This is a genomic window from Amycolatopsis acidiphila, from assembly GCF_021391495.1.
GTDB lineage: Bacteria > Actinomycetota > Actinomycetes > Mycobacteriales > Pseudonocardiaceae > Amycolatopsis_E > Amycolatopsis_E acidiphila.
Map to the genome: position 1 here is coordinate 4629110 of NZ_CP090063.1, position 18826 is coordinate 4647935.

At 71.6% G+C, this 18826-nt stretch carries 18 protein-coding genes; 8 read left to right on the forward strand and 10 right to left on the reverse strand.

Annotated features, from left to right (window positions below):
* The first annotated feature begins 81 nt into the window (after nt 1–81).
* The 3 genes from idi (at nt 82) to LWP59_RS22600 (ending at nt 3367) form a co-directional block, all read left to right on the forward strand.
* Nucleotides 82–675: an isopentenyl-diphosphate Delta-isomerase gene (idi, locus tag LWP59_RS22590; RefSeq protein WP_144642644.1), complete on the forward strand. Its 594-nt coding sequence runs from the start codon at nt 82–84 to the stop codon at nt 673–675.
* Nucleotides 676–860: 185 nt separating this feature from the next.
* Nucleotides 861–1976 (forward strand): tryptophan dimethylallyltransferase family protein, encoded by a 1116-nt coding sequence (locus tag LWP59_RS22595; protein WP_325062725.1) that lies wholly within the window; start codon nt 861–863, stop codon nt 1974–1976.
* Between the two features lie 17 nt (nt 1977–1993).
* Nucleotides 1994–3367, forward strand: a complete 1374-nt coding sequence (locus tag LWP59_RS22600; protein WP_144642673.1) for a tryptophanase — start codon at nt 1994–1996, stop codon at nt 3365–3367.
* 43 nt (nt 3368–3410) lie between these two features.
* Here LWP59_RS22600 and LWP59_RS22605 read toward each other — a convergent pair whose 3' ends face one another.
* The 5 genes from LWP59_RS22605 to LWP59_RS22625 all read right to left on the reverse strand — a co-directional run bounded on the left by LWP59_RS22605 (nt 3411) and on the right by LWP59_RS22625 (nt 8468).
* Nucleotides 3411–4028 (reverse strand): GTP-binding protein, encoded by a 618-nt coding sequence (locus tag LWP59_RS22605; protein WP_144642646.1) that lies wholly within the window; start codon nt 4026–4028, stop codon nt 3411–3413.
* Nucleotides 4009–4371, reverse strand: a complete 363-nt coding sequence (locus LWP59_RS22610) for a DUF742 domain-containing protein (RefSeq protein WP_144642647.1) — start codon at nt 4369–4371, stop codon at nt 4009–4011. The genes LWP59_RS22605 and LWP59_RS22610 overlap by 20 nt, the downstream gene beginning before the upstream one ends.
* Nucleotides 4371–4796 carry a roadblock/LC7 domain-containing protein gene (locus LWP59_RS22615; protein ID WP_144642648.1) on the reverse strand — a complete coding sequence of 142 codons (426 nt, stop codon included), beginning with the start codon at nt 4794–4796 and terminating at the stop codon, nt 4371–4373. Before LWP59_RS22615 ends, LWP59_RS22610 begins: the two co-directional genes overlap by 1 nt.
* A 25-nt stretch (nt 4797–4821) precedes the next feature.
* Complete coding sequence (locus LWP59_RS22620) at nt 4822–7203, reverse strand: sensor histidine kinase (RefSeq protein WP_267903805.1); 2382 nt, start codon at nt 7201–7203, stop codon at nt 4822–4824.
* A gap of 785 nt (nt 7204–7988) precedes the next feature.
* Nucleotides 7989–8468: a TetR/AcrR family transcriptional regulator gene (locus LWP59_RS22625; RefSeq protein ID WP_144642649.1), complete on the reverse strand. Its 480-nt coding sequence runs from the start codon at nt 8466–8468 to the stop codon at nt 7989–7991.
* Here LWP59_RS22625 and LWP59_RS22630 point away from each other — a divergent pair.
* Nucleotides 8467–8946 carry an aldo/keto reductase gene (locus LWP59_RS22630; RefSeq protein WP_144642650.1) on the forward strand — a complete coding sequence of 160 codons (480 nt, stop codon included), beginning with the start codon at nt 8467–8469 and terminating at the stop codon, nt 8944–8946. The two genes, LWP59_RS22625 and LWP59_RS22630, sit on opposite strands and share 2 nt — an antisense overlap.
* Nucleotides 8947–9049: 103 nt before the next feature.
* A complete protein-coding gene (locus tag LWP59_RS22635; protein WP_144642651.1) occupies nt 9050–10207 on the forward strand; it encodes a cysteine desulfurase family protein in 1158 nt (385 codons plus the stop codon).
* Here the strand turns inward: LWP59_RS22635 and LWP59_RS22640 are convergent.
* The 4 genes from LWP59_RS22640 to LWP59_RS22655 all read right to left on the reverse strand — a co-directional run bounded on the left by LWP59_RS22640 (nt 10194) and on the right by LWP59_RS22655 (nt 14508).
* Nucleotides 10194–10733 (reverse strand): DinB family protein, encoded by a 540-nt coding sequence (locus tag LWP59_RS22640; RefSeq protein WP_144642652.1) that lies wholly within the window; start codon nt 10731–10733, stop codon nt 10194–10196. The genes LWP59_RS22635 and LWP59_RS22640 overlap by 14 nt on opposite strands.
* A gap of 40 nt (nt 10734–10773) precedes the next feature.
* A complete protein-coding gene (locus LWP59_RS22645) occupies nt 10774–12372 on the reverse strand; it encodes an ABC transporter substrate-binding protein (RefSeq protein WP_144642653.1) in 1599 nt (532 codons plus the stop codon).
* Between the two features lie 235 nt (nt 12373–12607).
* A complete protein-coding gene (locus LWP59_RS22650; RefSeq protein ID WP_144642654.1) occupies nt 12608–13276 on the reverse strand; it encodes a response regulator in 669 nt (222 codons plus the stop codon).
* 5 nt (nt 13277–13281) lie between these two features.
* Nucleotides 13282–14508 carry a GAF domain-containing sensor histidine kinase gene (locus tag LWP59_RS22655; protein ID WP_229857199.1) on the reverse strand — a complete coding sequence of 409 codons (1227 nt, stop codon included), beginning with the start codon at nt 14506–14508 and terminating at the stop codon, nt 13282–13284.
* 371 nt (nt 14509–14879) lie between these two features.
* On the opposite strand from LWP59_RS22655, the gene LWP59_RS22660 reads away from it, so the two are divergent.
* Both LWP59_RS22660 and LWP59_RS22665 read left to right on the forward strand, forming a co-directional pair.
* Nucleotides 14880–15776 carry an amidohydrolase family protein gene (locus LWP59_RS22660; RefSeq protein WP_186383414.1) on the forward strand — a complete coding sequence of 299 codons (897 nt, stop codon included), beginning with the start codon at nt 14880–14882 and terminating at the stop codon, nt 15774–15776.
* Nucleotides 15777–15921: 145 nt separating this feature from the next.
* Nucleotides 15922–16500 carry a muconolactone Delta-isomerase gene (locus tag LWP59_RS22665; RefSeq protein WP_229857197.1) on the forward strand — a complete coding sequence of 193 codons (579 nt, stop codon included), beginning with the start codon at nt 15922–15924 and terminating at the stop codon, nt 16498–16500.
* Between the two features lie 201 nt (nt 16501–16701).
* On the opposite strand, the gene LWP59_RS22670 is transcribed toward LWP59_RS22665, so the two are convergent.
* Entirely contained in the window at nt 16702–18102 is a 1401-nt protein-coding gene (locus tag LWP59_RS22670; RefSeq protein ID WP_144642655.1) for a 3-oxoacid CoA-transferase, read from the reverse strand.
* Between the two features lie 214 nt (nt 18103–18316).
* On the opposite strand from LWP59_RS22670, the gene LWP59_RS22675 reads away from it, so the two are divergent.
* Complete coding sequence (locus tag LWP59_RS22675; RefSeq protein ID WP_144642656.1) at nt 18317–18826, forward strand: SDR family NAD(P)-dependent oxidoreductase; 510 nt, start codon at nt 18317–18319, stop codon at nt 18824–18826.

The following is an 18826-nucleotide window of genomic DNA, read 5'->3' on the forward strand; positions in this document are numbered from 1 at the left end:
GATCACCGCCCGGCGGCGCCCGGCACGGCATAGGATGACTGACCGGGTCGGGTAGCGACGGTGGGAAGTGGACGGAGTCGGATGGAACAGGTCGTCCTGCTGACGGAGTCGGGTGAGGCGAAAGGCGTGCTGGACAAGGCCGAGGTCCATCACACGCGGACCCCGTTGCACCTGGCCTTCTCCTGCTACCTGTTCGGCGCGGACGGCAGACTGCTGCTGACCACCCGGGCGCGGACGAAGAAGACGTTTCCCGGCCTGCTCACCAACAGCTGCTGCGGGCATCCGGCTCCCGGCGAGGACATGGTGTCGGGCGTGGGGCGCCGGATCCGCCAGGAGCTGGGGGTGGACGTGTCCGACGTCACGCTCGTGCTGCCGCGCTTCCGCTACCGCGCGGTGATGCCCGGCGGTCTCGTGGAGAACGAGATGTGCCCGGTGTTCCGCGCCCGCACCAGCGCCGAGCCGGTGCCGGATCCGTCCGAAGTGGACAGTTACGAGTGGGTGGACTGGCCCGGGTTCGCCGACGACGTGCGCACCGGCCGCCGCGCCGTCTCGCCATGGTGCGCCGAGCAGGTCGCGCAGCTGGTCGCGCTCGGGCCCGACCCGCTGCGCTGGGCCGCGGCAGACGAGCAGCTGCTGCCCCCGGCGGCACGGAACGGCGGACTTCCCAAGGGGTAAGGAAATGCGAGTGCGGCCCCCGGGCGTCTCACAGCGTCACCGCACACTCCTGGTGATCACTCTCTCAGCGTAATGCCGTTTGTCCGATCTTGGGTTACGTTGATTGATGGTTTGCCAACGACTTCCCAGAGGGCAACCGTTTCCGCCTTCGTTCGAGTGCCGGAGCCAGTGTGAACGCCGCCGATGTGACGTTGTTCGACCATGCCCGAAAACAGTTGCGGAGCCTCTGTGACGTGGCCGGATTCGAAGCCACCGACCAGAATCCGGTGTTACTGCTCGAGGATCTCCTCGGTCCAGCCGGGCGCTTGCCGCTGCGCGAGCGGCCGCGGTACCCCTCCGATGTGGCCGACGACGGCACGCCCGTGGAGTTCTCCGTCGCCTTCGACGACGACGGCGCCCTCGCGGTGCGCCTGCTCGGCGAGGCAGGCGGGGAAAACCCTGGGCACAGCCCCGATATCGCCGCTGGAAAGCGCTTTCTGCAAGCGGCGGGCAAGCGCTTCCGGTTTCCCGTCGAGCGGTTCGCCGCGGTGGCCGACCTGTTCCTGCCCGAACAGCCGCGGGGAAGGTTCGCGGTCTGGTTCTCCGTCATCCTGCGCCCACGCGAACGGCCACGGCTCAAGGCGTACTTCAACCCCGGGGTACAGGGGAGACACCGCGCGCCCGCGCTCGTCGCCGAGGGCCTGCGCCGCCTGGGCCTGGGCGACGCGTACGAGATCGCGCGCAGGCACGCGCTGACCCGCGGCCCGCGGGACCAGTTGTCGTTCTTCGCCGTCGACCTCGACGACAGCCCGCTCTCCCGGGTGAAGCTGTACATCTCCCACGAGAACGCGGGGCCGGCCGACGCCGAGCGCGCCGCCGCGGCGGTGGAGGGCGCCGATCCCTTGCGGATACGCGAGTTCTGCGAGGTGGTGGGCGGTGGCACGACCCGGTTCACCGGGCGGCCACTGGTGTCGAGCTACTCGTTCGTCGAGGCCGAACCGGCGGGGCCGGGCACCTACAGCCTGTACCTGCCGGTGCGCGACTACGTGCCCGACGACGAGGTGGCTCGCGAGCGGGTCGCGACTTTCCTTGCCGCGCACGGGATCGGCCCCGACCGGCTGGACGGTGCGCTCGCCGCGGTGGCGAGACGGCCGCTGCGCGCCGGGGTCGGCCTGCTGGCGCACGTGTCCCTGCGGCTGGGCCCGTTCGGCGCCGGTACCACGGTCTACCTGTCCTCGGAAGCCTACGGTGTGTGCCCGCCGCGCGAGCGGGCCGATACGGTCCTCGGCACCGGTGCCGTCGACTCGGCGATGACCCCGTGAGCACGAAAGAGGGCAGCATGAAATCCTTTCCGCCGTACCGGATCCAGGTCGTCAAGGAGATCCCGGTCACGACCCGCGCCGAGCGCGAGGAAGCGCTTTCGGCCGCTGCCTACAACATGTTCGACGTGCCGGCAGGCAAGGTCACGATCGACCTGCTGACCGACTCGGGCACCGGCGCAGTGTCGGCGGCGCAGGAGGCCGCCGCGGCGGGCGCCGACCGCTCCTACGCCGGATCCGACTCCTACTACCGGTTCCGGGCCGCGCTCGACGAGCTGACGGCCTATCCGCACATCTTCCCGGTGCACCAGGGCCGGGCGGCGGAACGCGTGCTGTTCTCCTCGGCGCTGGAACCGGGCCGGATCTCGCTGTCCAACACGCACTTCGACACCACCCGCGCCAACGTGGAGCTGCTCGGCTGCGAAGCGAGGGACCTGCCGTGCGCCGAGGCCCGTGACCTCGACAGCCAGGAGCCGTTCAAGGGGAACATCCACCTCGGCGAGCTGGAGCGCACGCTCAGCGGGCCGGACGGCCCGCGGGTGGGCCAGGTCCTCGTCACGATCACCAACAACGGCGGCGGCGGGCAGCCGGTGTCGATGGCCAACCTGCACGCCGTTCGCGAGCTGTGCCACCGCTTTCGCGTGCCGTTCTTCCTCGACGCAGCCCGGTTCGCCGAGAACGCGTGGCTGGTCACCCAACGCGAGCCCGGGTACCGCCACCAGAGCCCGCGAGAGGTCGCGCAGCAGGCCTTCGCCCTCGCGGACGGCTGCGTGGCGAGCCTGAAGAAGGACGCCATCTCCCCGATGGGCGCGTTCATCGGCCTGCGCGACCCGGAGCTGGCGAAACGGTGCGAGGTCAACCTGATCGCCACCGAGGGCTTCCGCACCTACGGCGGGCTCGCGAGCCACGACCTCGAACGCGTCGCCCAGGGGCTGCGGGAGGTGCTCGAACCGGACTACCTGCGCTCGCGTGCGGCGGAGACCGCGCACCTGGCGCGGCTGGTCAACGAGGCCGGCGTCGACATCGTGCAGCCGGCCGGGATCCACGCGCTCTACCTCAACGCGGGACGGCTCCTGCCGCACATCCCGCCGCGCGGGTTCCCCGGGCACGCGCTGGCCTGCCAGCTCTACCTAGCGGGCGGGATCCGGTGCGTGGAGCTGGGTTCGCTCTACCTCGGCACGTTCGACGCCGAGCACAACCTGGTCGAGCCGGCGCCGTTCGAGCTGGTCCGGGTCGCGATCCCGCGCCGCACCTACACCCAGGCGCACCTGGAGTACGTGGCCGACGTCCTCGCCGGGATCGCGAAGAACCCCGAGACGGTGCCGGCGTACCGGGTCGTCGACGCGCCGCCGTTGCTGCGGCACTTCAACCTGAAGATGGCGCAGGTCCGCTGAATGCGCCCGCCACCCCGGCCCGCGGGGTGGCGGCCCACCCGCGTCAGCCGCCCGCGCCGACCAGCTGTGCGGGCTCGGGCGGCAGCTTGTCCATCGCGTACCGGACGAGCCGGATCAGCGCGAGCTTGCTCGACTCGCGCTGGCGCGCGTCGAAGAACATCACCGGCACCCCCGGCGCGAGCGCGAGCGCGCGGCGGATCTCCGGCTCCTCGTAGTCGTCCGCGCCGTCGAAGCGGTTGACCGCGACGATGAACGGGATCTTGCGCCGCTCGAAGAAGTCGATCGCCGCGAAGCTGCTGTTGAGCCGCCGGGTGTCGACGAGCACGACGGTGCCGATCGCGCCGCGCGCCAGCTCGTCCCACATGAACCAGAACCGGTCCTGGCCCGGGGTGCCGAACAGGTACAGCACGGTGTGCGGCGAGATGGTGATGCGCCCGAAGTCCAGCGCGACGGTGGTGGTGGTCTTGCGCTCGACCCCGGTCAGGTCGTCGATCCCGTCGCTCGCCTGCGTCATCACCTCCTCGGTGGACAGTGGCACGATCTCGCTCACCGAGGCGACCATCGTGGTCTTCCCCGCGCCGAACCCGCCGGCGACGACGATCTTGACGGGGGTCGGGATCACGGCACCCGACGTGCGGCCGCTAGAGCTGGTTGAGTCCATGGAGCACCGCCTGAAGTAGTTGACGATCGGGCGCCTTCGTCGGCTGCGACGGCGACCGGACGATGACGTCCCCGCGCTCGACGAGGTCGGTGCACAGCACCCGCACCACCGCGAGGGGCACCTTGACGTACGCGGCGATCTCGGCCACCGACAGCGGCCGCTGGCACAGCTCGAGGATCGCCAGGTGTTCGGGGGCGAGCCCGACCGGGTCCTGGGTGTCGCGGATGGCCATCACCTGGGTGGCCACGTCCATCGCGGCGTCGGTCGGGATGCGGCCGCGGGTGATCGCGTACGGCCGGACGAGCGGTCCTGCCGCCTCGTCGTACCACTCCTCCTCGGCCATCACCTGCGCTCCGGTCCGGACCTCACGGTCTCGCGGGGGGCCGAGGTCATGTAGTCGCCGACCCGCTTGACGAGCCGGTTCATCTCGTACGCGATCATCTCGACGTCGACGCTGCCCTCGGCGAGGATCGCCAGGCAGGTGCCCTGCCCGGCCGCGGAGACGAACAGGTACCCCTCGGCCATCTCGATGAGGGTCTGCAGCACGGGGCCGCGGGAGAAGTGCCTGCTGGCGCCCTTCGCGAGGCTCTGCAGGCTCGACGCGATCGCCGACAGCTGGTCCGAGTCGTCCTTGGACAGTGTGCCGGACTTGCCCATCAGCAACCCGTCCGCGCTCAGCACGACGGCGTGCTGGGCCCCGACGACGCGGTCCACCATGTCGTCGAGCAGCCAGTTCAGGTCGATCTTGGCGCCTTCGTTCTCGTTCATCGCTGAGATCCGACTTCCCTCTCACTCAGTGGTTGCCAGGACGCTGGTCCGGCCCGTCCGCGTCCCGTCCCCGGCGGGTGCCGCGGTGGAACGCCGAGATCGTGCCGAGGGTCCGGGGGGCGAGCTCCTGGTAGTCGGTCGCCTCCCATTCCGGGTCGTCGCGAAGCTGGGCGACGAGGTTCTGCTGCGGCTCGCGCTGCGGCAGCGGCGCCCGTTCCTTCCGCTCCGCGGGCTCCGGGCGGGCCTCGGGCTCCTGCGGCAGCACGGTGCGTGCACGGATCGGCTCTTCGCGCTGCGGCGGTTCGGGCTCGGGCACGACGGGCGCGGGACGCCGCGGCTCCGGCGAGGGCGGCTCCCGCCGTTCCCGCACGGGCGCGGGGTTCCGCGGCTCGGCCTGCTCGTCGAGGGCGGCGAGCTGGGCCGCACCGCGGAACTCGGAGTCGGCGCTGTCGGCCACCTCGTCTCCCGTCGCCAGCAGTTCCGTCGGAATCAGCACGGTAGCGCGGGTACCGCCGTAGCGGGACGTGTCGAACATGACCTTGATATTGAGCCGGGAAGCCAGTCGCGCCACCACGAACAGGCCCAGGCTCGCGTCCGCCTTGAGCGCCATCGCGTCGAACTCGGGCGGCTCGGACATCATCCGGTTCGCCCACTCGCGGACCTCGTCCTTCATGCCCAGCCCCTGGTCGGCCACGTCGACGACGACGCCGCGCGCGACCCGGGTGCTGGTCATGTGCACCTGCGACCCCGGCGGGGAGAACGTGGTCGCGTTGTCGACCAGCTCCGCGACGAGGTGGATCGCGTCGGCGACGGCGGAGCCGATGATCGCGACCTGCGGCACCGTCTCGACCTCTACGCGGGCGAAGTGCTCGGTCTCCGAGACCGCCGCGCGCAGCACGTCCATCAGCCACACCGGCTTGCGCCAGCGCCTGCCCGGCTGCTTGCCGCCGAGGATGATCAGGTTCTCCGTCGTGCGGCGGGCGCGGGTGGCGAGGTGGTCGAGCTGGAACAGTCCCTTGAGCTGGCCGGCGTTCTCCTCCTGGCTCTCCATCCGGTCGAGGATCTGCAGCTGCCGGTGCACCAGGCCCTGGTTGCGGTGCGCGATGCCGAGGAACACGTTGTTCACGCCGCTGCGGGCCTTCGCCTCGCTCGCCGCGGCCGAGACCGCCGTCAGCTGCGCCATGTTGAACGCCTCGGCCACCTGCCCGATCTCGTCCCGGCCGTGGTCGAGCCGCGGCAGCTCGGCGTTGACGTCCACCGACTCGCCGACCTTGAGCCGCCCGACGATGCTCGGCAGCCGCGTCTGGGCCAGTTCGAGCGAGTCGTCCCGCAGCCGTTCCAGCCGGGTGACCAGGGTGCGGTCGACCAGTGTCCGCGACACCCGCACGGCGACGTAGATCGACGCGACCGCGGCCAGCAGCGCGGCCACACTGCCGAGGATCGCGTTGCGCAGGTTGGCGTTGCCGTCGGCGAGAGCCTGGGTGGAGACCCGGTCGGCCTGGTCGATGGTCAGCCCGACCAGGCCGGTGGAGACCTGCCCGGACAGGTCGCGCCAGTCGCTCTCGCGCACCGGCAGGCCGCCGGCGTTCTGCCGGAAGGCGCCGGGGCCGTGGGTGATGATCGCGTCCTCGTCCTGCGCGAGGCGGGTCCAGACGTCGCTCGCGACGAGCTGCTGGTAGCGGGTGGCGACCTCGGGCTCCATGAACGGGGCGAGCTTCGCCAGCGCCGTGCGGTAGGACCCGACGAGCTGCGCGAACTGCAGGTGGTCGGCGGGGGTGAGCACGCCGGTCGCGAAGGCGCTGGAGACCAGCGAGGCCGCGCGCGACATCTGGTCCGAGGCGCGGAAGATCTCGGTCGCGCCGATCGCGCCCTGGGTCGCGGTCACGTCCGGCACCATCCGGGCCTGGGCGTCGAACAGCTCGGCCGAGGTGTCGATGAGGTGGTTGTAGAAGTCGTTGACCTGCGGCTTGGTCGCCGAGCGCAGGTCGATCTGCGCCCGGATGACCTGCAGCTGGTCCAGGCTGGACTCGAGGTTGCGCATCCGCTGGGCGATCTCGTCGGGCACCATCCCGAGCACCGAGTCCATCGCCGAGCGCAGGCTCGTGAGGTTCCGGTCGATCGCCTGCTGCTGGTTCTGCAGCTCGGGCAGGCCGACCGAGGAGCCCTCGAGGTAGACCAGGCTCAGCTGCCGTTCCTGTTGCAGGGCACCGAGTGCGGTGACGGCCGGGATCGACACGTCCTGCACGCTCGAGGCCACGGTGCGGACGTAGATGCCGTCCACGACGAAGTACGCGGAGACCGCGATCCACATCACCAGCAGTGCGATACTGGGAATGAGGACGGTTCCCGTCAGCCGCTTTCGGATCGACTTGTGGCGCTCGTCACCTGACTGCTGTTTGTTCTTCACGACGCTCCACGAGAGACTGGAACCGCTTCCGGCGAACCCACTACGGGGCTGTAGTGAATCACCCTTGTCAAGCTCTTTGTCGACAAGGAAAAAAGTGACTCGAACGATTCCGGCACCGGCCGTGCGGCAGACATCCGCCGTTCCCCGTTCCGGGACGGCACACCGTTTCGCGCCAAGGGTCACCGACCGTTCGACTGTCATCCTGTCAGCGATGATCATTGCGCACCGTGAGCACCCGACCGCTCGCGGCCCCCCTTTTCGCGCTGCGCCGACACTCCACAGTGTTCTGACCTCAGCGAACACGCCACTGGGTAACCGCCGGTCCCGCGATGTGGGCGGTCGGCGGGACGGCCGCCGGCGGGACGGGCAGCGAAACGGTTACCGGGAATTTTCCGGAAAGCGCTTTCGCGGTGATTTACCCGCTCCCCGCGCCGTCCCCCTCGGTGCGTTTCCCCAGCTGGATGAAACCGATTCAGATTCGGTTGGCGTGCGGTTTCAGAAAGCGCTTTCAACCGCGGCCCGTCCGCGGCATGCCCGAGGTGGGCGACACCGCCGGGCCAGGGTGTCAGCTCCTTCACGCCGGGCCGCCGGGTCAGGGCGTCAGCGCGGTGAGGAGCTCCCGGGTACTGCGCTCCAGCTCCTTCAGACCGGGCCCGGGTCAGGCGTCAGCGCCGCCAGGAACTCCCCCGGTGCCGCGCTCCAGCTCCTTCAATCGCGGCCCGCCCGCGGCATCCCCGAGGTGGGCGACACCGCCGGGCCAGGGCCTCAGCTCCTTCAGCCCCCGGTCAGGGCGTCAGCGCCGCCAGGAACTCCCGGGTACTGCGCTCCAGCTCCTTGAGACCGGGCCGCCGGGCCGCACCCGCACCCGCCACCGAGTCGAACAGGATGCCGTCGCACCAGGCGATGAGCATCCGGGCGTGCCGGGGCGGGTCGGCCGACCCGGCGTCCGCGAGCAGGGCCGCGCACGTCTCGCGGAAGCGCAGGCCCGAGCGGTCGTAGATCTCCCGCAGCTCGGGGCGGCGGGTCGCCTCGAGCGCGAACTCGTAGCGCGCGATGAGCTGGGAGCGACCCTTCGTCATCGTCGTGTGCAGGAACCGGGCCAGGTAGCCGGCGAGCCGGCCGCTCTCCCCCGGCGGCGCGGCCTCGGGGTCGTCCAGCTCCGCGATCCGCGCGATCGCCAGCTCCAGCAGGGCCGAGCGGGTGCGCGCGTAGTACGACGTCGAGCCGGGCTGCAGGGCCGCGGCCCGGTCCACGGCGCAGTGCATGTACTCGATCTTCACCCGCAAGCCGGAGGCGGCGGTGTTCCCGGCCGTGCGGCGCCACGGCCTCGGTGCGCTGACGTTCGGCCCGCTCAACGGCGGGTGGCTGTCCGGGCGGGCGGACCCGCACACCGCGCACCGGGCGACGCGGCGCCCGGCCGCCTACGACTCCTCGACGCCCACCGGCCAGGCGAAGGCGAGCGCGGCGGGCAAGCTCGCCGCGCTCGCGGGGGAAGCGGGCATGACGCTGCCGCAGCTCGCGACGGCGTTCGTGCTGGCGCACCCCGCCGTGACCGCCGTGCTGATCGGCCCGCGCACCCAGGACCAGCTCGACGGGCTGCTGGCCGGCGCGGGCACCAGGCTGCCGGACGACCTGCTCGACCGGATCGACGAGATCGTCCCGCCCGGCACGGACCTGGACCCCGCGGACAACTACGCGGCCACCCCGCCGTCGATCGAGCACGCCCGGCTCCGGCGCCGCTGAAACCGCCCGAGCGGGCCGGGTGTGTTGCCGGGCGTCCGGGATGGTCGTACGGTCGGTTTCCCGGAGACCGGAGTGCCTCTGCCCGAGTAGTGAGGAGCTGCCCGTGACCGTCCCGAGTGGACTGGCCGGGGGTCCGGTCTACCTGGACCACAACGCGACCACCCCCGTCGACCCCCGCGTCGCCGAAGCCGCCCTGCCCTACCTCGCCACCCACTTCGGCAACCCCTCCAGCGGGCACGCCTACGGCCACGCCGCCAGTGCCGCCGTCGTGGCCGCGCGGGCGCAGGTGGCCGCGTTCCTCGGCTGCGCGGCGGAGGAGATCGTGTTCACCGGCGGCGGTTCCGACGCCGACACCCTCGCCGTCCGCGGCGCCGCGCTCGCGCACCCCGGCGACCACGTCATCACCCAGGTCACCGAGCACCCGGCCGTCCTCGCGGTGTGCGAGAGCCTCGAACGGCTGCACGGCTTCCGGGTCACCCGGCTGCCGGTCGACGAGACCGGCCTCGTGCGCCCGGCGGACCTGCGGGCCGCGCTGACCCCCGGCACGGTGCTGGTGTCGGTCATGCACGCCAACAACGAGACCGGCACGATCCAGCCGGTCCGCGAGCTCGCGGCGATCGCGCACGAGGCCGGCGCGCTGTTCCACACCGACGCCGCGCAGACCGCCGGGAAGATCCCGGTCTCCGTGCGGGACCTCGGTGTCGACCTGCTGTCGATCACCGGCCACAAGTTCTACGCACCGAAGGGTGTCGGCGCGCTGTACCTCCGCGCCGGGCTCGGCCTCGAACCGTCGACGTACGGCGGCGGGCAGGAACGCGGCCTGCGCGCGGGGACCGAGAACGTCGCGCTCATCGCGGCGCTCGGGCGGGCCGCCGAGCTCTGCGACGTCAGCGCGGCCGAGCGCACCCGGCTCCAGGTGCTGCGCGAGCTGCTGCACAGCACCCTGCGGCAGCGGCTGCCCGGCCGGGTCCGGCTCAACGGGCATCCCGGGCTGCGGCTGCCCAACACGCTCAACGTCAGCGTCGAGGGCGTGCCGGCGGCCGAGTTGCTGGCCGCCGTGCCGGAGGTGGCCACGTCCACCGGCTCGGCCTGTCACGAGGGCGACGTGCGGCCCTCGCCGGTGCTCACCGCGATGGGGCTGCCGGCTTCGCGGGCCACGTCGGCGCTGCGCCTGACGCTCGGGCGCTGGACCGGCGAGGACGACGTCCTGCGCGCCGCGCACCAGCTCGCCGACGCGGTGCCGGTGCCTACTCCCCGGTGAGCCCATCCACCGCCTCGCGGATGAGGTCGGCGTGACCGTTGTGCCGCGCGTACTCCTCGATCAGGTGGCACAGCATCCAGCGCAGGCTGGGCGCCCTGCCGTCGGCCCAGGTGCGCCGGGCGAGCCTGCCGGGCCCGCCGTCGGCCAGCGCGTCGGCGACCTGTGCCCGCGAGCGCGCCACGGTGTCGCGCCAGAGCACGCGCAGCTGCTCCGGGGTGTCCCCGGCAGCCGAGTGCCACTCCCAGTCCGGGTCGGCGTCCCAGTCCACAGTGGACCACGGCGGGCGCGGGCCGTGTCCGTGCAGCCACCGCGAGAACCAGTGGTCCTCGACGTAGGCGAGATGCTTGAGCATGCCGCCGAGCGTCATCGTCGAGACGCCGACGGTCGCCCGGAGGCCGGCCGCGTCCAGCCCCGCGCACTTCCACTCGAAGGTCGCGCGCAGGAAGTCCAGGAATCCCAGCAGCGTCTCGACCTCACCGGCCGCGAGGGGTGGTTCCGGGCGGCCCTGCTCGTCCACGTCGGTCATGAGCGCGAAGTCTAGGCGGGCCCACCGACACTGCCGGGCGTCACTTGCCGCGCCAGACCTGGTCCCACAGCACGCCGGTGTCGACCACCAGCGGCGGGATCTTCGTGGTCAGGCCCGGGCCGGACACGCCCTTGACCGCGAGGTTGGCCGGGGCGAACCCGAGTCCGAAGGGCGCGTAGGCCTTGTCGCTGATGTACTGTCCCGCCTGCAGGTACAGCGCGTCCCGCTGCCCGGGGTCGATCGTGGCCGAGGCCTGGTTGAGCAGGTCGTCGAGGTGCGGGTCGGACACCCCGCTGAACGGCGAGGTCGACGCGAACCGGAACGCCACCCCGACCCCCGACGCCGGGTCCCACGCCCCCGCGGTCTGCAGCATCGCCTGCCAGCTGCCGGAGTTGAACTGCTGGACCAAACTGGACAGCTGGTAGGTCTCGATGGTGACATCGATGCCCGCGGCCTTCCACTGCGTCTGCAACGCGGTCACCACCTGCTGGGCCACGTAGCTGCCCAGCGTGCCCAGCTTGACGGTCAGCCCGCCCAGCTGCTGCACCAGCTGCTTGGCCTTCGCCAGGTCGAAGGTCCGGTAGCCCGGCACGACCGCGTGGTGGAAGAGCCCGCCGCCGGCGGTGAACATCTGGCTGACCGGGTACTTCCCCTTGAACAGCCCCCGCGAGATCGCCTCGAAGTCGGTCGCGTAGTAGATCGCCTGGCGGGCGAGCTCGTTGTCGAACGGCGCGGTCTTCGTGTTCAGCTGCACGACGTAGGGCGAGGTCGGCGGCTGGACGGTGACGGTGAGCCGCGAGTTCGCCTGGGCCTGCTCCAGCAGCGGCACCGTGCTCAGGCCCTCGTACGCCTGCGCCTGGCCGGCCTGCAGCGCCTGGTAGGCGGGCTGGTCCCCGCCGATCGACTTGAACGTCAGCTTGTCCAGGTAGGGCAGCCCGGCCTTGAAGTAGCCCGGGTTGCGCTCGAGGACCAGCTCGGAGCTGAGCCGGTCGGAGACGACCTTGAACGGGCCCGCGCCGACCGGGTTGATCTTGAACTGGTCCGGGCCGAGCCGCTGCAGCGCGGCGGGCGAGACGATCCAGTTGACGTTGGAGATCGGGAAGGCGTTGATCGCCGTCGCGTTGGGCTGGATGAAGTGCAGCACCACTGTGCGCGGACCCTCGACGCTGATCCCGTCCTGGGCCAGCCGCCAGGTCGGCGCGCAGGTGCAGGTCGAGGTGACGTCGCGGCGGAAGTTGAACGCGACCGCCTCGGCGTCCATCGGGGTGCCGTCGGAGAACCTGACGCCGTCCCGGATCGTGATCTTCACCGTGCGGCCGCCGTCGAGCACCTGGTAGCTCTCGGCCTGGTTGGGCTCGGCCTTCGCGCCCGAGCCGTCGTCGTTCGCCGTGACCAGGAACAGACCCCCGTAGACCGCGCTCATCTGGGAGATGTTCGCGCCGCCGGTGGTGTTGGTGGCCGGGTCGAGGCCGGAGGGCCAGCCGCCCGCGAACGCACCGTCCTCCAGCACGGTGAGCTCGCCGCCGCGCTGGGGCGGCCCCACGGACGCGGCGCTGCCGCCGGAGGCACCCGGGCCGCCACAGGCTGCGACGCTCGCGATCGCCACGAGCAGGAGCGCGAACCATCGGGTCCTTCTCATGGGTCCTCCCGCTGTCCACCGCCGACGTGGCTCACCAGGGTGCCGTCGCGGCACGCCGGGGGAGGTCGGATTTCGTAGGGCGGAAGGGAACCGGCCGCGCTACGCCGGCGGGAGCAGCGGGACGCAACATCCGTCGCGGCCGCGGCGCACGGTTCCGGTGCACCAGCCCGTGGGATCGGTGGCGGCGCCCGCACCGCTCGGTCCACTTCGGACAGCGCGGCCGGGCGACCGGCCGTCAGCTCGGGGCGTCGATCAGCCCCTCGCGGATCGCGAACAACGCCGCCTGCGTGCGGGACGGCAGCTGCAGCTTCGTCAGCACGTGGCTCACGTGCGTGCGCGCCGTCCGCTCGCTGATCGACAGCTCCGTCGCGATCTGCCGGTTCGACAGGCCGCGCCCCACGAGCGTGAGGATGGTGCGCTCGCGGGCGGTCAGCGCGGCCAGTCCCATCGGCGGCGACACCAGCTGCCGGGCCAGCCTGCCCGCCACCGCGGGGTCCAGGTGCACCTCGCCCCGCGCGGCCGCCCGGATCGCCGCCGCCACCTCGTCCGGGTCCGCGTCCTTGAGCAGGTAGCCCGCCGCCCCGGCCTGCAGCGCCGCGTGCACCCGCTCGGTCTCGCCGAAGCTGGTCAGCACCACGACCCGCACGCCGGGGTACTTCTCGGCCAGCATGCCCAGCGCCGAGATCCCGTCCAGCCGCGGCATGAGCACGTCCATCAGCACGACCTGCGGCAACTGCCCCTGCGCCGCCATCCGGGCCAGGCCGGCCAGCGCGTCCTGCCCGTCGGCGGCCTCGGCGACCACCTCGATCCCCTCGGCGCTCTCCAGGTAGACGGCCAGCCCGCGCCGCACCACGGCGTGGTCGTCGACCACCATCACGCCGATCTGGTCCCGCCCCGTCGTCATCGCGGTCACCGGCGGCCGTCCGCCGGCATCGTCATCCGGACGCTGACCCGGCAGCCGCCGGTGGTGTTGCCGATCTCCATGGTTCCACTCCATCGTTGTGCTCGCTCCCGCATCGACACCAGCCCCAGCGCCTGCGGCCGCGGTTCGCCGGCCAGGCCCACCCCGTCGTCGCGCACCTCCACCATGAGCCGCCCGCCGCCGGCACGGAGGGTGACGACCGCCGAGGTCGCCTGTGCGTGCTTGACGACGTTGTTCAGCGCCTCCTGCACGACCCGGTACGCGTCGTCCTGCAGCTCGGTGGGCAGGGGCGGCAGCTCACCGCCGGAGATCTCGATCCGCACGCCCGAAGCGGCCTGCACCGACTCGGCCAGCGTGCGCACCGCGGCGACGAGGTCCCGCCCCGCCAGCTCCAGCGGATGCAGTTGCAGGACGAGCCCGCGCAGGTCGGCGAGCGCGTTCTGGGCGAGGCCCAGCAGCTCGTCGGCGACCCCGCGGACCTGCTCCGGCGTCGCCGCGCCGACCTGGGCCCGCAGTGCCTTCGCGTGCATGCGCATCGAGAACACCTGCTGCACCACCGAATCGTGCAGCTCGCGGGCCAGCCTCGCGCGCTCCTCCAGCTGCGCCTCCAGCCGCGACCGCGCCAGCAGGTCGGCGGAATCGACCGCCGTCGCGGCCTGGTCGGCCATCGCGTCGAGGAACTCCAGGGTCTCGTCGCCGGGATCCTCACCGGGCGAGTAGTACGCGTTGAGCACGCCGACCGCACGCCCGCGCACGACGAGCGGGACGGCGACGAAGCTGTCCCACTCCGGCGCGCCCATGATCACGTGCAGCGGCGCCCACCTGGGGTCGGCGAGCACCGCGGCCTTCCGGTGCAGCACGACGATGCGCTCGGTCCGCTCGAAGGCCTCCACGAAAACCAGCCGGGCACCCAGCTGCCGGCACTCCTCGAGCCGTTCGGCGAAGTCGTCGGCGTCGGTGAACCCGGCCTTGCCCGCGACCCGCATGCTGCCCTGCTCGACCCGCAGGATCTGGACGGCCGCGATGTGCGTGGCCTGCATGACCTCCCTGGCGACCACGTCGAGCGTCACGCTCAGTGAGGCCGCGTCCGCCACGCTCGACGCGGCGCGCGCGATCGCCGCGAGCCGCCGCTGGTGGTGGCGGCCGTCCTCGCCCGGCGACCTGCCGCATCCGGGGCACGCCCCGACCGCGTCCGTCGTCATCACTCCCGTCACGCTGGACCCCTTCGTGCAGCGCCTTCCCTGCCCCGAACGGCACGGGCCGGCGCCCCCCAGTCTGTGCAGCCCGCCGCGACGGCCGCAAGTGGTTGCCGGATCTTTCGTGGCCGCCCGTGCCTGCTGTCCCGGGCATCCGCGACAAATGTCGCGGATGCCCGGCCCGCCGAACCGGGCCTCCTCGGCAGTGCCGTAGCGGCCGAGCGGGTCACTCCGGCCGGGGGGCGCCACGTATGCGTCCACTTCGGACCCCGCGCGCACGGAAAGGAGATCCTCTTCGAGGCCGACGAGCGGATTTCTTCGTTGTCAACGATTCCTCTCCCGTGGAATCCTGGCGGAACGCACTTTCCCGGAGAACTCGGAGAACGTAGATGAACGGTCCCGCACGGAATGCGACACTGGACGTAGCCGCGCTCACCGCGATCGATGTGCACACCCACGTCCACCGCTCCGCTCGCGCCACCTCCGCCACCGAATCCGACGAGGCGATGGCCTCGATGGCGAAGTACTTCAAGACCGGCGCGAAGAGCTACACCGTCGACGAGCTGGCCGCCTTCTACCGCACGCAGAACATGGCCGCGGTGACGTTCACCGTCGACGTCAAGGACGCGCCGTCGCGGCCGGACCAGCCGGGCAACGAGGAGATCGCCGAGCGCGCGCACGCGAACTCCGACGTGCTGATTCCGTTCGCCAGCGTGGATCCCGCGCGCGGCAAGGAGGGCGTGCGGCAGGCGCGGCGGCTGATCGAGGAGTACGGGGTGCGCGGGTTCAAGTTCCACCCGACCGCACAGGCGTTCCAGCCCGACGACCGTTCGGCCTACCCGTTGTACGAGGTGATCCAGGAGGCCGGGCTGCCCGCGCTGTTCCACACCGGGCAGACCGGGGCGGGCGCCGGGCAGCGCGGCGGGGGCGGGCTGCGGCTGCGTTATTCCAACCCGATCCACCTCGACGACGTGGCGGCCGATTTCCCGGACCTGACCATCATCATGGCGCACCCGTCGTTCCCGTGGCAGGAGGAGGCCATTTCGGTCGCCCTGCACAAGCCGCTCGTGCACATCGACCTGTCGGGCTGGTCGCCGAAATACTTTCCGCCCGTCCTGGTGCAGTACGCCAACACGCTGCTGAAGGACAAGGTGCTCTTCGGCACCGACTTCCCGATGCTCACCCCCGAACGCTGGCTCGCGGACCTGGCGAAGACCGAGATCCGGGACGAGGTGAAACCGCGGCTGCTCAAGGACAACGCGGTGCGCGTGCTCGGCCTCGGCTGACCGGGGCCGTAGCCGGCGACGATCGCCGGGGTGCCGGGCCACCCGGCGGCCACCAGGCGCGCGGCGGGCATCCCGGATGAGTCCTTTGACGTATTTCCCGCGCCGGGCAGCGGTGAACCGGACGAGCCGCCCCATACTTGCTCCCGTGAAAACAGCGGCTGCGGTTCTGTGGGACCACGGCGAGGACTGGCGGATCGAGGAACTGGAGCTCGACGAGCCGCGCGAAGGCGAGGTGCTCGTCCGGCTCGCGGCTTCCGGGCTGTGCCACCAATCCGACGAGCACGTCCGCGTCGGCGACCTCCCGCTGGGGGCGCTGCCCGGCATCGGCGGGCATGCGGGCGGCTGGCCGACTGGTGACCCGGGAGTACACGCAGGAAGGCGTCAACGACGGGTACGCGGACACGCGCGCCCACCGCGACATCCGCGGGCTGATCCGGTACGAGTGAGGGACGAAATGGAATTCCTGGTGCGCCAGCAGAACAACACGCCACCGGAGGAGCGGGAGGCGTTGCGCCCGAAGGAACGCGCTCGCGCGCAGGAGCTGCGCGAGGCCGGGATCCTGGTGAAGATCTGGCGTGTGCTCGGCTCGACCGACTCGATCGCACTCTACGAGGCGGCCGACGCGGACGCCCTGCACGAAGCCTTGCTGTCGCTGCCGACGGCCCGCTGGATGAAGTTCCAGGTCGAGCCGCTGGTGACCCATCCGCAGGAGAAGAAGACCTGAGCGCGGGAAAGCTCCTTCGCCGGGGCCGCCCGGCGATCATGCCGATCGCCCGGGGAGCGACGCATGACTTACTCCCGGGCAACATTCGTCCATCGCCCGGGATGCGTGCTGTTCCGTAGTTTGACAGATATGCGAACTCGACCGGTCAGCTGCCATTCGGTCGAGCACCTGCGCACCGGCGTGCGGTGCGGGCCACCGGGCTCACCACCGGTCCTGCATGATCCGCACGTCGTCGGCCACCGTCAGCGGCATCGCGGTCAGCACCCGCACCTCCTCGGCGGTGAACCCGCGCGCGACCTCGTCGAGCCGGAAGCCACCGCGAGTGCGGCTCAGCAGTGCCAAATCGGTCACGACGGCGTCCACGCAGGCGGGCGCGGTCAGCTCGAACTCGCACCGCTCGACGAGCTTGGCCTGCCCGGCCGAGCCGGTGTGCTCCAGCAGTGCGATCACCTTCTTCGCGCCCACGGCGAGATCCATCGCGCCGCCGATGCCGCCGCCGGTCATCGTGGGCAGCGTCCAGTTGGCCAGGTCCCCGCGCGCGGAGACCTGGTAGGCGCCGAGCACCACGGCGTCCAGCCGGCCGGATCGGGCGATCTCGAACGACGTCACACTGTCGAAGAAGGACGCTCCCGGCCGCAGCCCGACGAAGTAGCCGCCCGCGTCGTGCACGTCCGGGTCGAACGAGTCGTCCCGGATGATCGGGCCGTAGTTCAGCATGCCGTTCTCGCTGTGCAGGGTGACCGGGCGGTCGCCGACGAAGTCGGAGACCAGGGTCGGCAGCCCGGCACCGAGGTTGACCGTCGCGCCGTCGGGCAGCAGTGCGGCCGTGCGGCGCGCCATCTCCGCCCGGGTCAGACCGGGCTTGCCGCCGTACTCCCGGGCGCTGCCGGCCGACCGGCTGGGCCGCATCGGCAGGTTCTGCACGTCCAGCTGCACGGTGCTGCGCACGACCCGGCTCACGAACACGCCCGGCAGGTCGACCTCCTCCGGCGGGATCCCGCCCACGGGCACGATCTCGTCCACCTCCGCGATCGTGACGGCCGCGGCCTTGGCGAAGCTCACGTTGAAGTTCCGGCTGCCCCCGCGCAGCTGCAGGTTTCCGCGCGCGTCGGCGCGGTGGGCGCGGACGAACGCGAAGTCCGTCGTGATCGCGCGCTCGAGCACGAAGGGCCTGCCGTCGAAGTAACGCACGTCCTTCCCCCCGGCGATGGCGGTGCCCACCCCGGCCGGGGTGTAGAACGCGGGAATTCCCGCGCCACCGGCGCGCATCCGCTCCATCAGGGTGCCCTGCGGGACCAGTTCGAGCTCCAGGGTGCCCGCACGGATCTGGCGCTCCGCCTCGGAGACGATGCCCGGGCGCGCCGAGAAGCAGGTGACGAGGCGGGCGATCTGCTTGTTCTCGGCGAGCAGGTGCGCGGTCGGCGTGCCCGGCTGGCCGAGGCCGTTGCAGTAGACGGTCGGCCCGGACGTGCCCTGCTCGCGCAGCGCGACGATCAGACTGGACGGAAACCGGTGCGCGACCCCGAACCCGGCCACCGCGATGCTCGCTCCGGCACGGATGTCACGCACCGTGTCCGCCGGCGAAGCCTTGACCTTGTCCATGAAGCCTCCCGGGAAGAATTCGGCAAAAGACAGTTGTACGACGGTCGTTCCCCGGTCCACCACGGGCTTTCCGCGTGACGGACAGCGTGCCCGACTCCCCTCTGAAGGTGTGCGCGATGAAGCGTGAGAACCAGCTCGTACCGGCGGTGCCGATGAGTCCGCGGTCCTTTGTGGACAAACGGGTCGGCGGACGTATCCAGCCGGGCAGGGGCCGATGACAGCGTTGCCGGCGGAGATCTTCGACGTGTCCGGCACGGTCGCGCTGGTCACCGGCGCCGGGTCGGGGCTGGGCCGCGCGATCGCGGAGACCGTGGCCGGCTGCGGCGCCATGGTCGTCGCGGCGGACCTGGACCAGACTCGTCTCGAGGAGCTGGCCGGCGTCGACCCGTTCGTGCCCTACTCCTACGCGGTGGCCAAGGCCGGCGTCCTGAACCTCGTCCGCCAGGCGGCGCTGGACCTCGCGCGCCGGCAGGTACGGGTCAACGCGATCGCGCCCGGACCGTTCCGCACCAACATCGGCGACGGGCCGCCGAGCCCGGAAGCCGAGGCCCGGTGGGGCACGAGCGTGGCACTGGGCCGGATGGGTGATCCACGCGAACTGCGTGGCCTGGCCCTCTTCGTCGCCTCCCGGGCATCGAGTTTCGTGACCGGGAGTGTCTACGCTGTGGATGGCGGAGCCCTCCTGCAGTCGATGGCACTGGACCCCGCGTCGGAAGGAACGTGA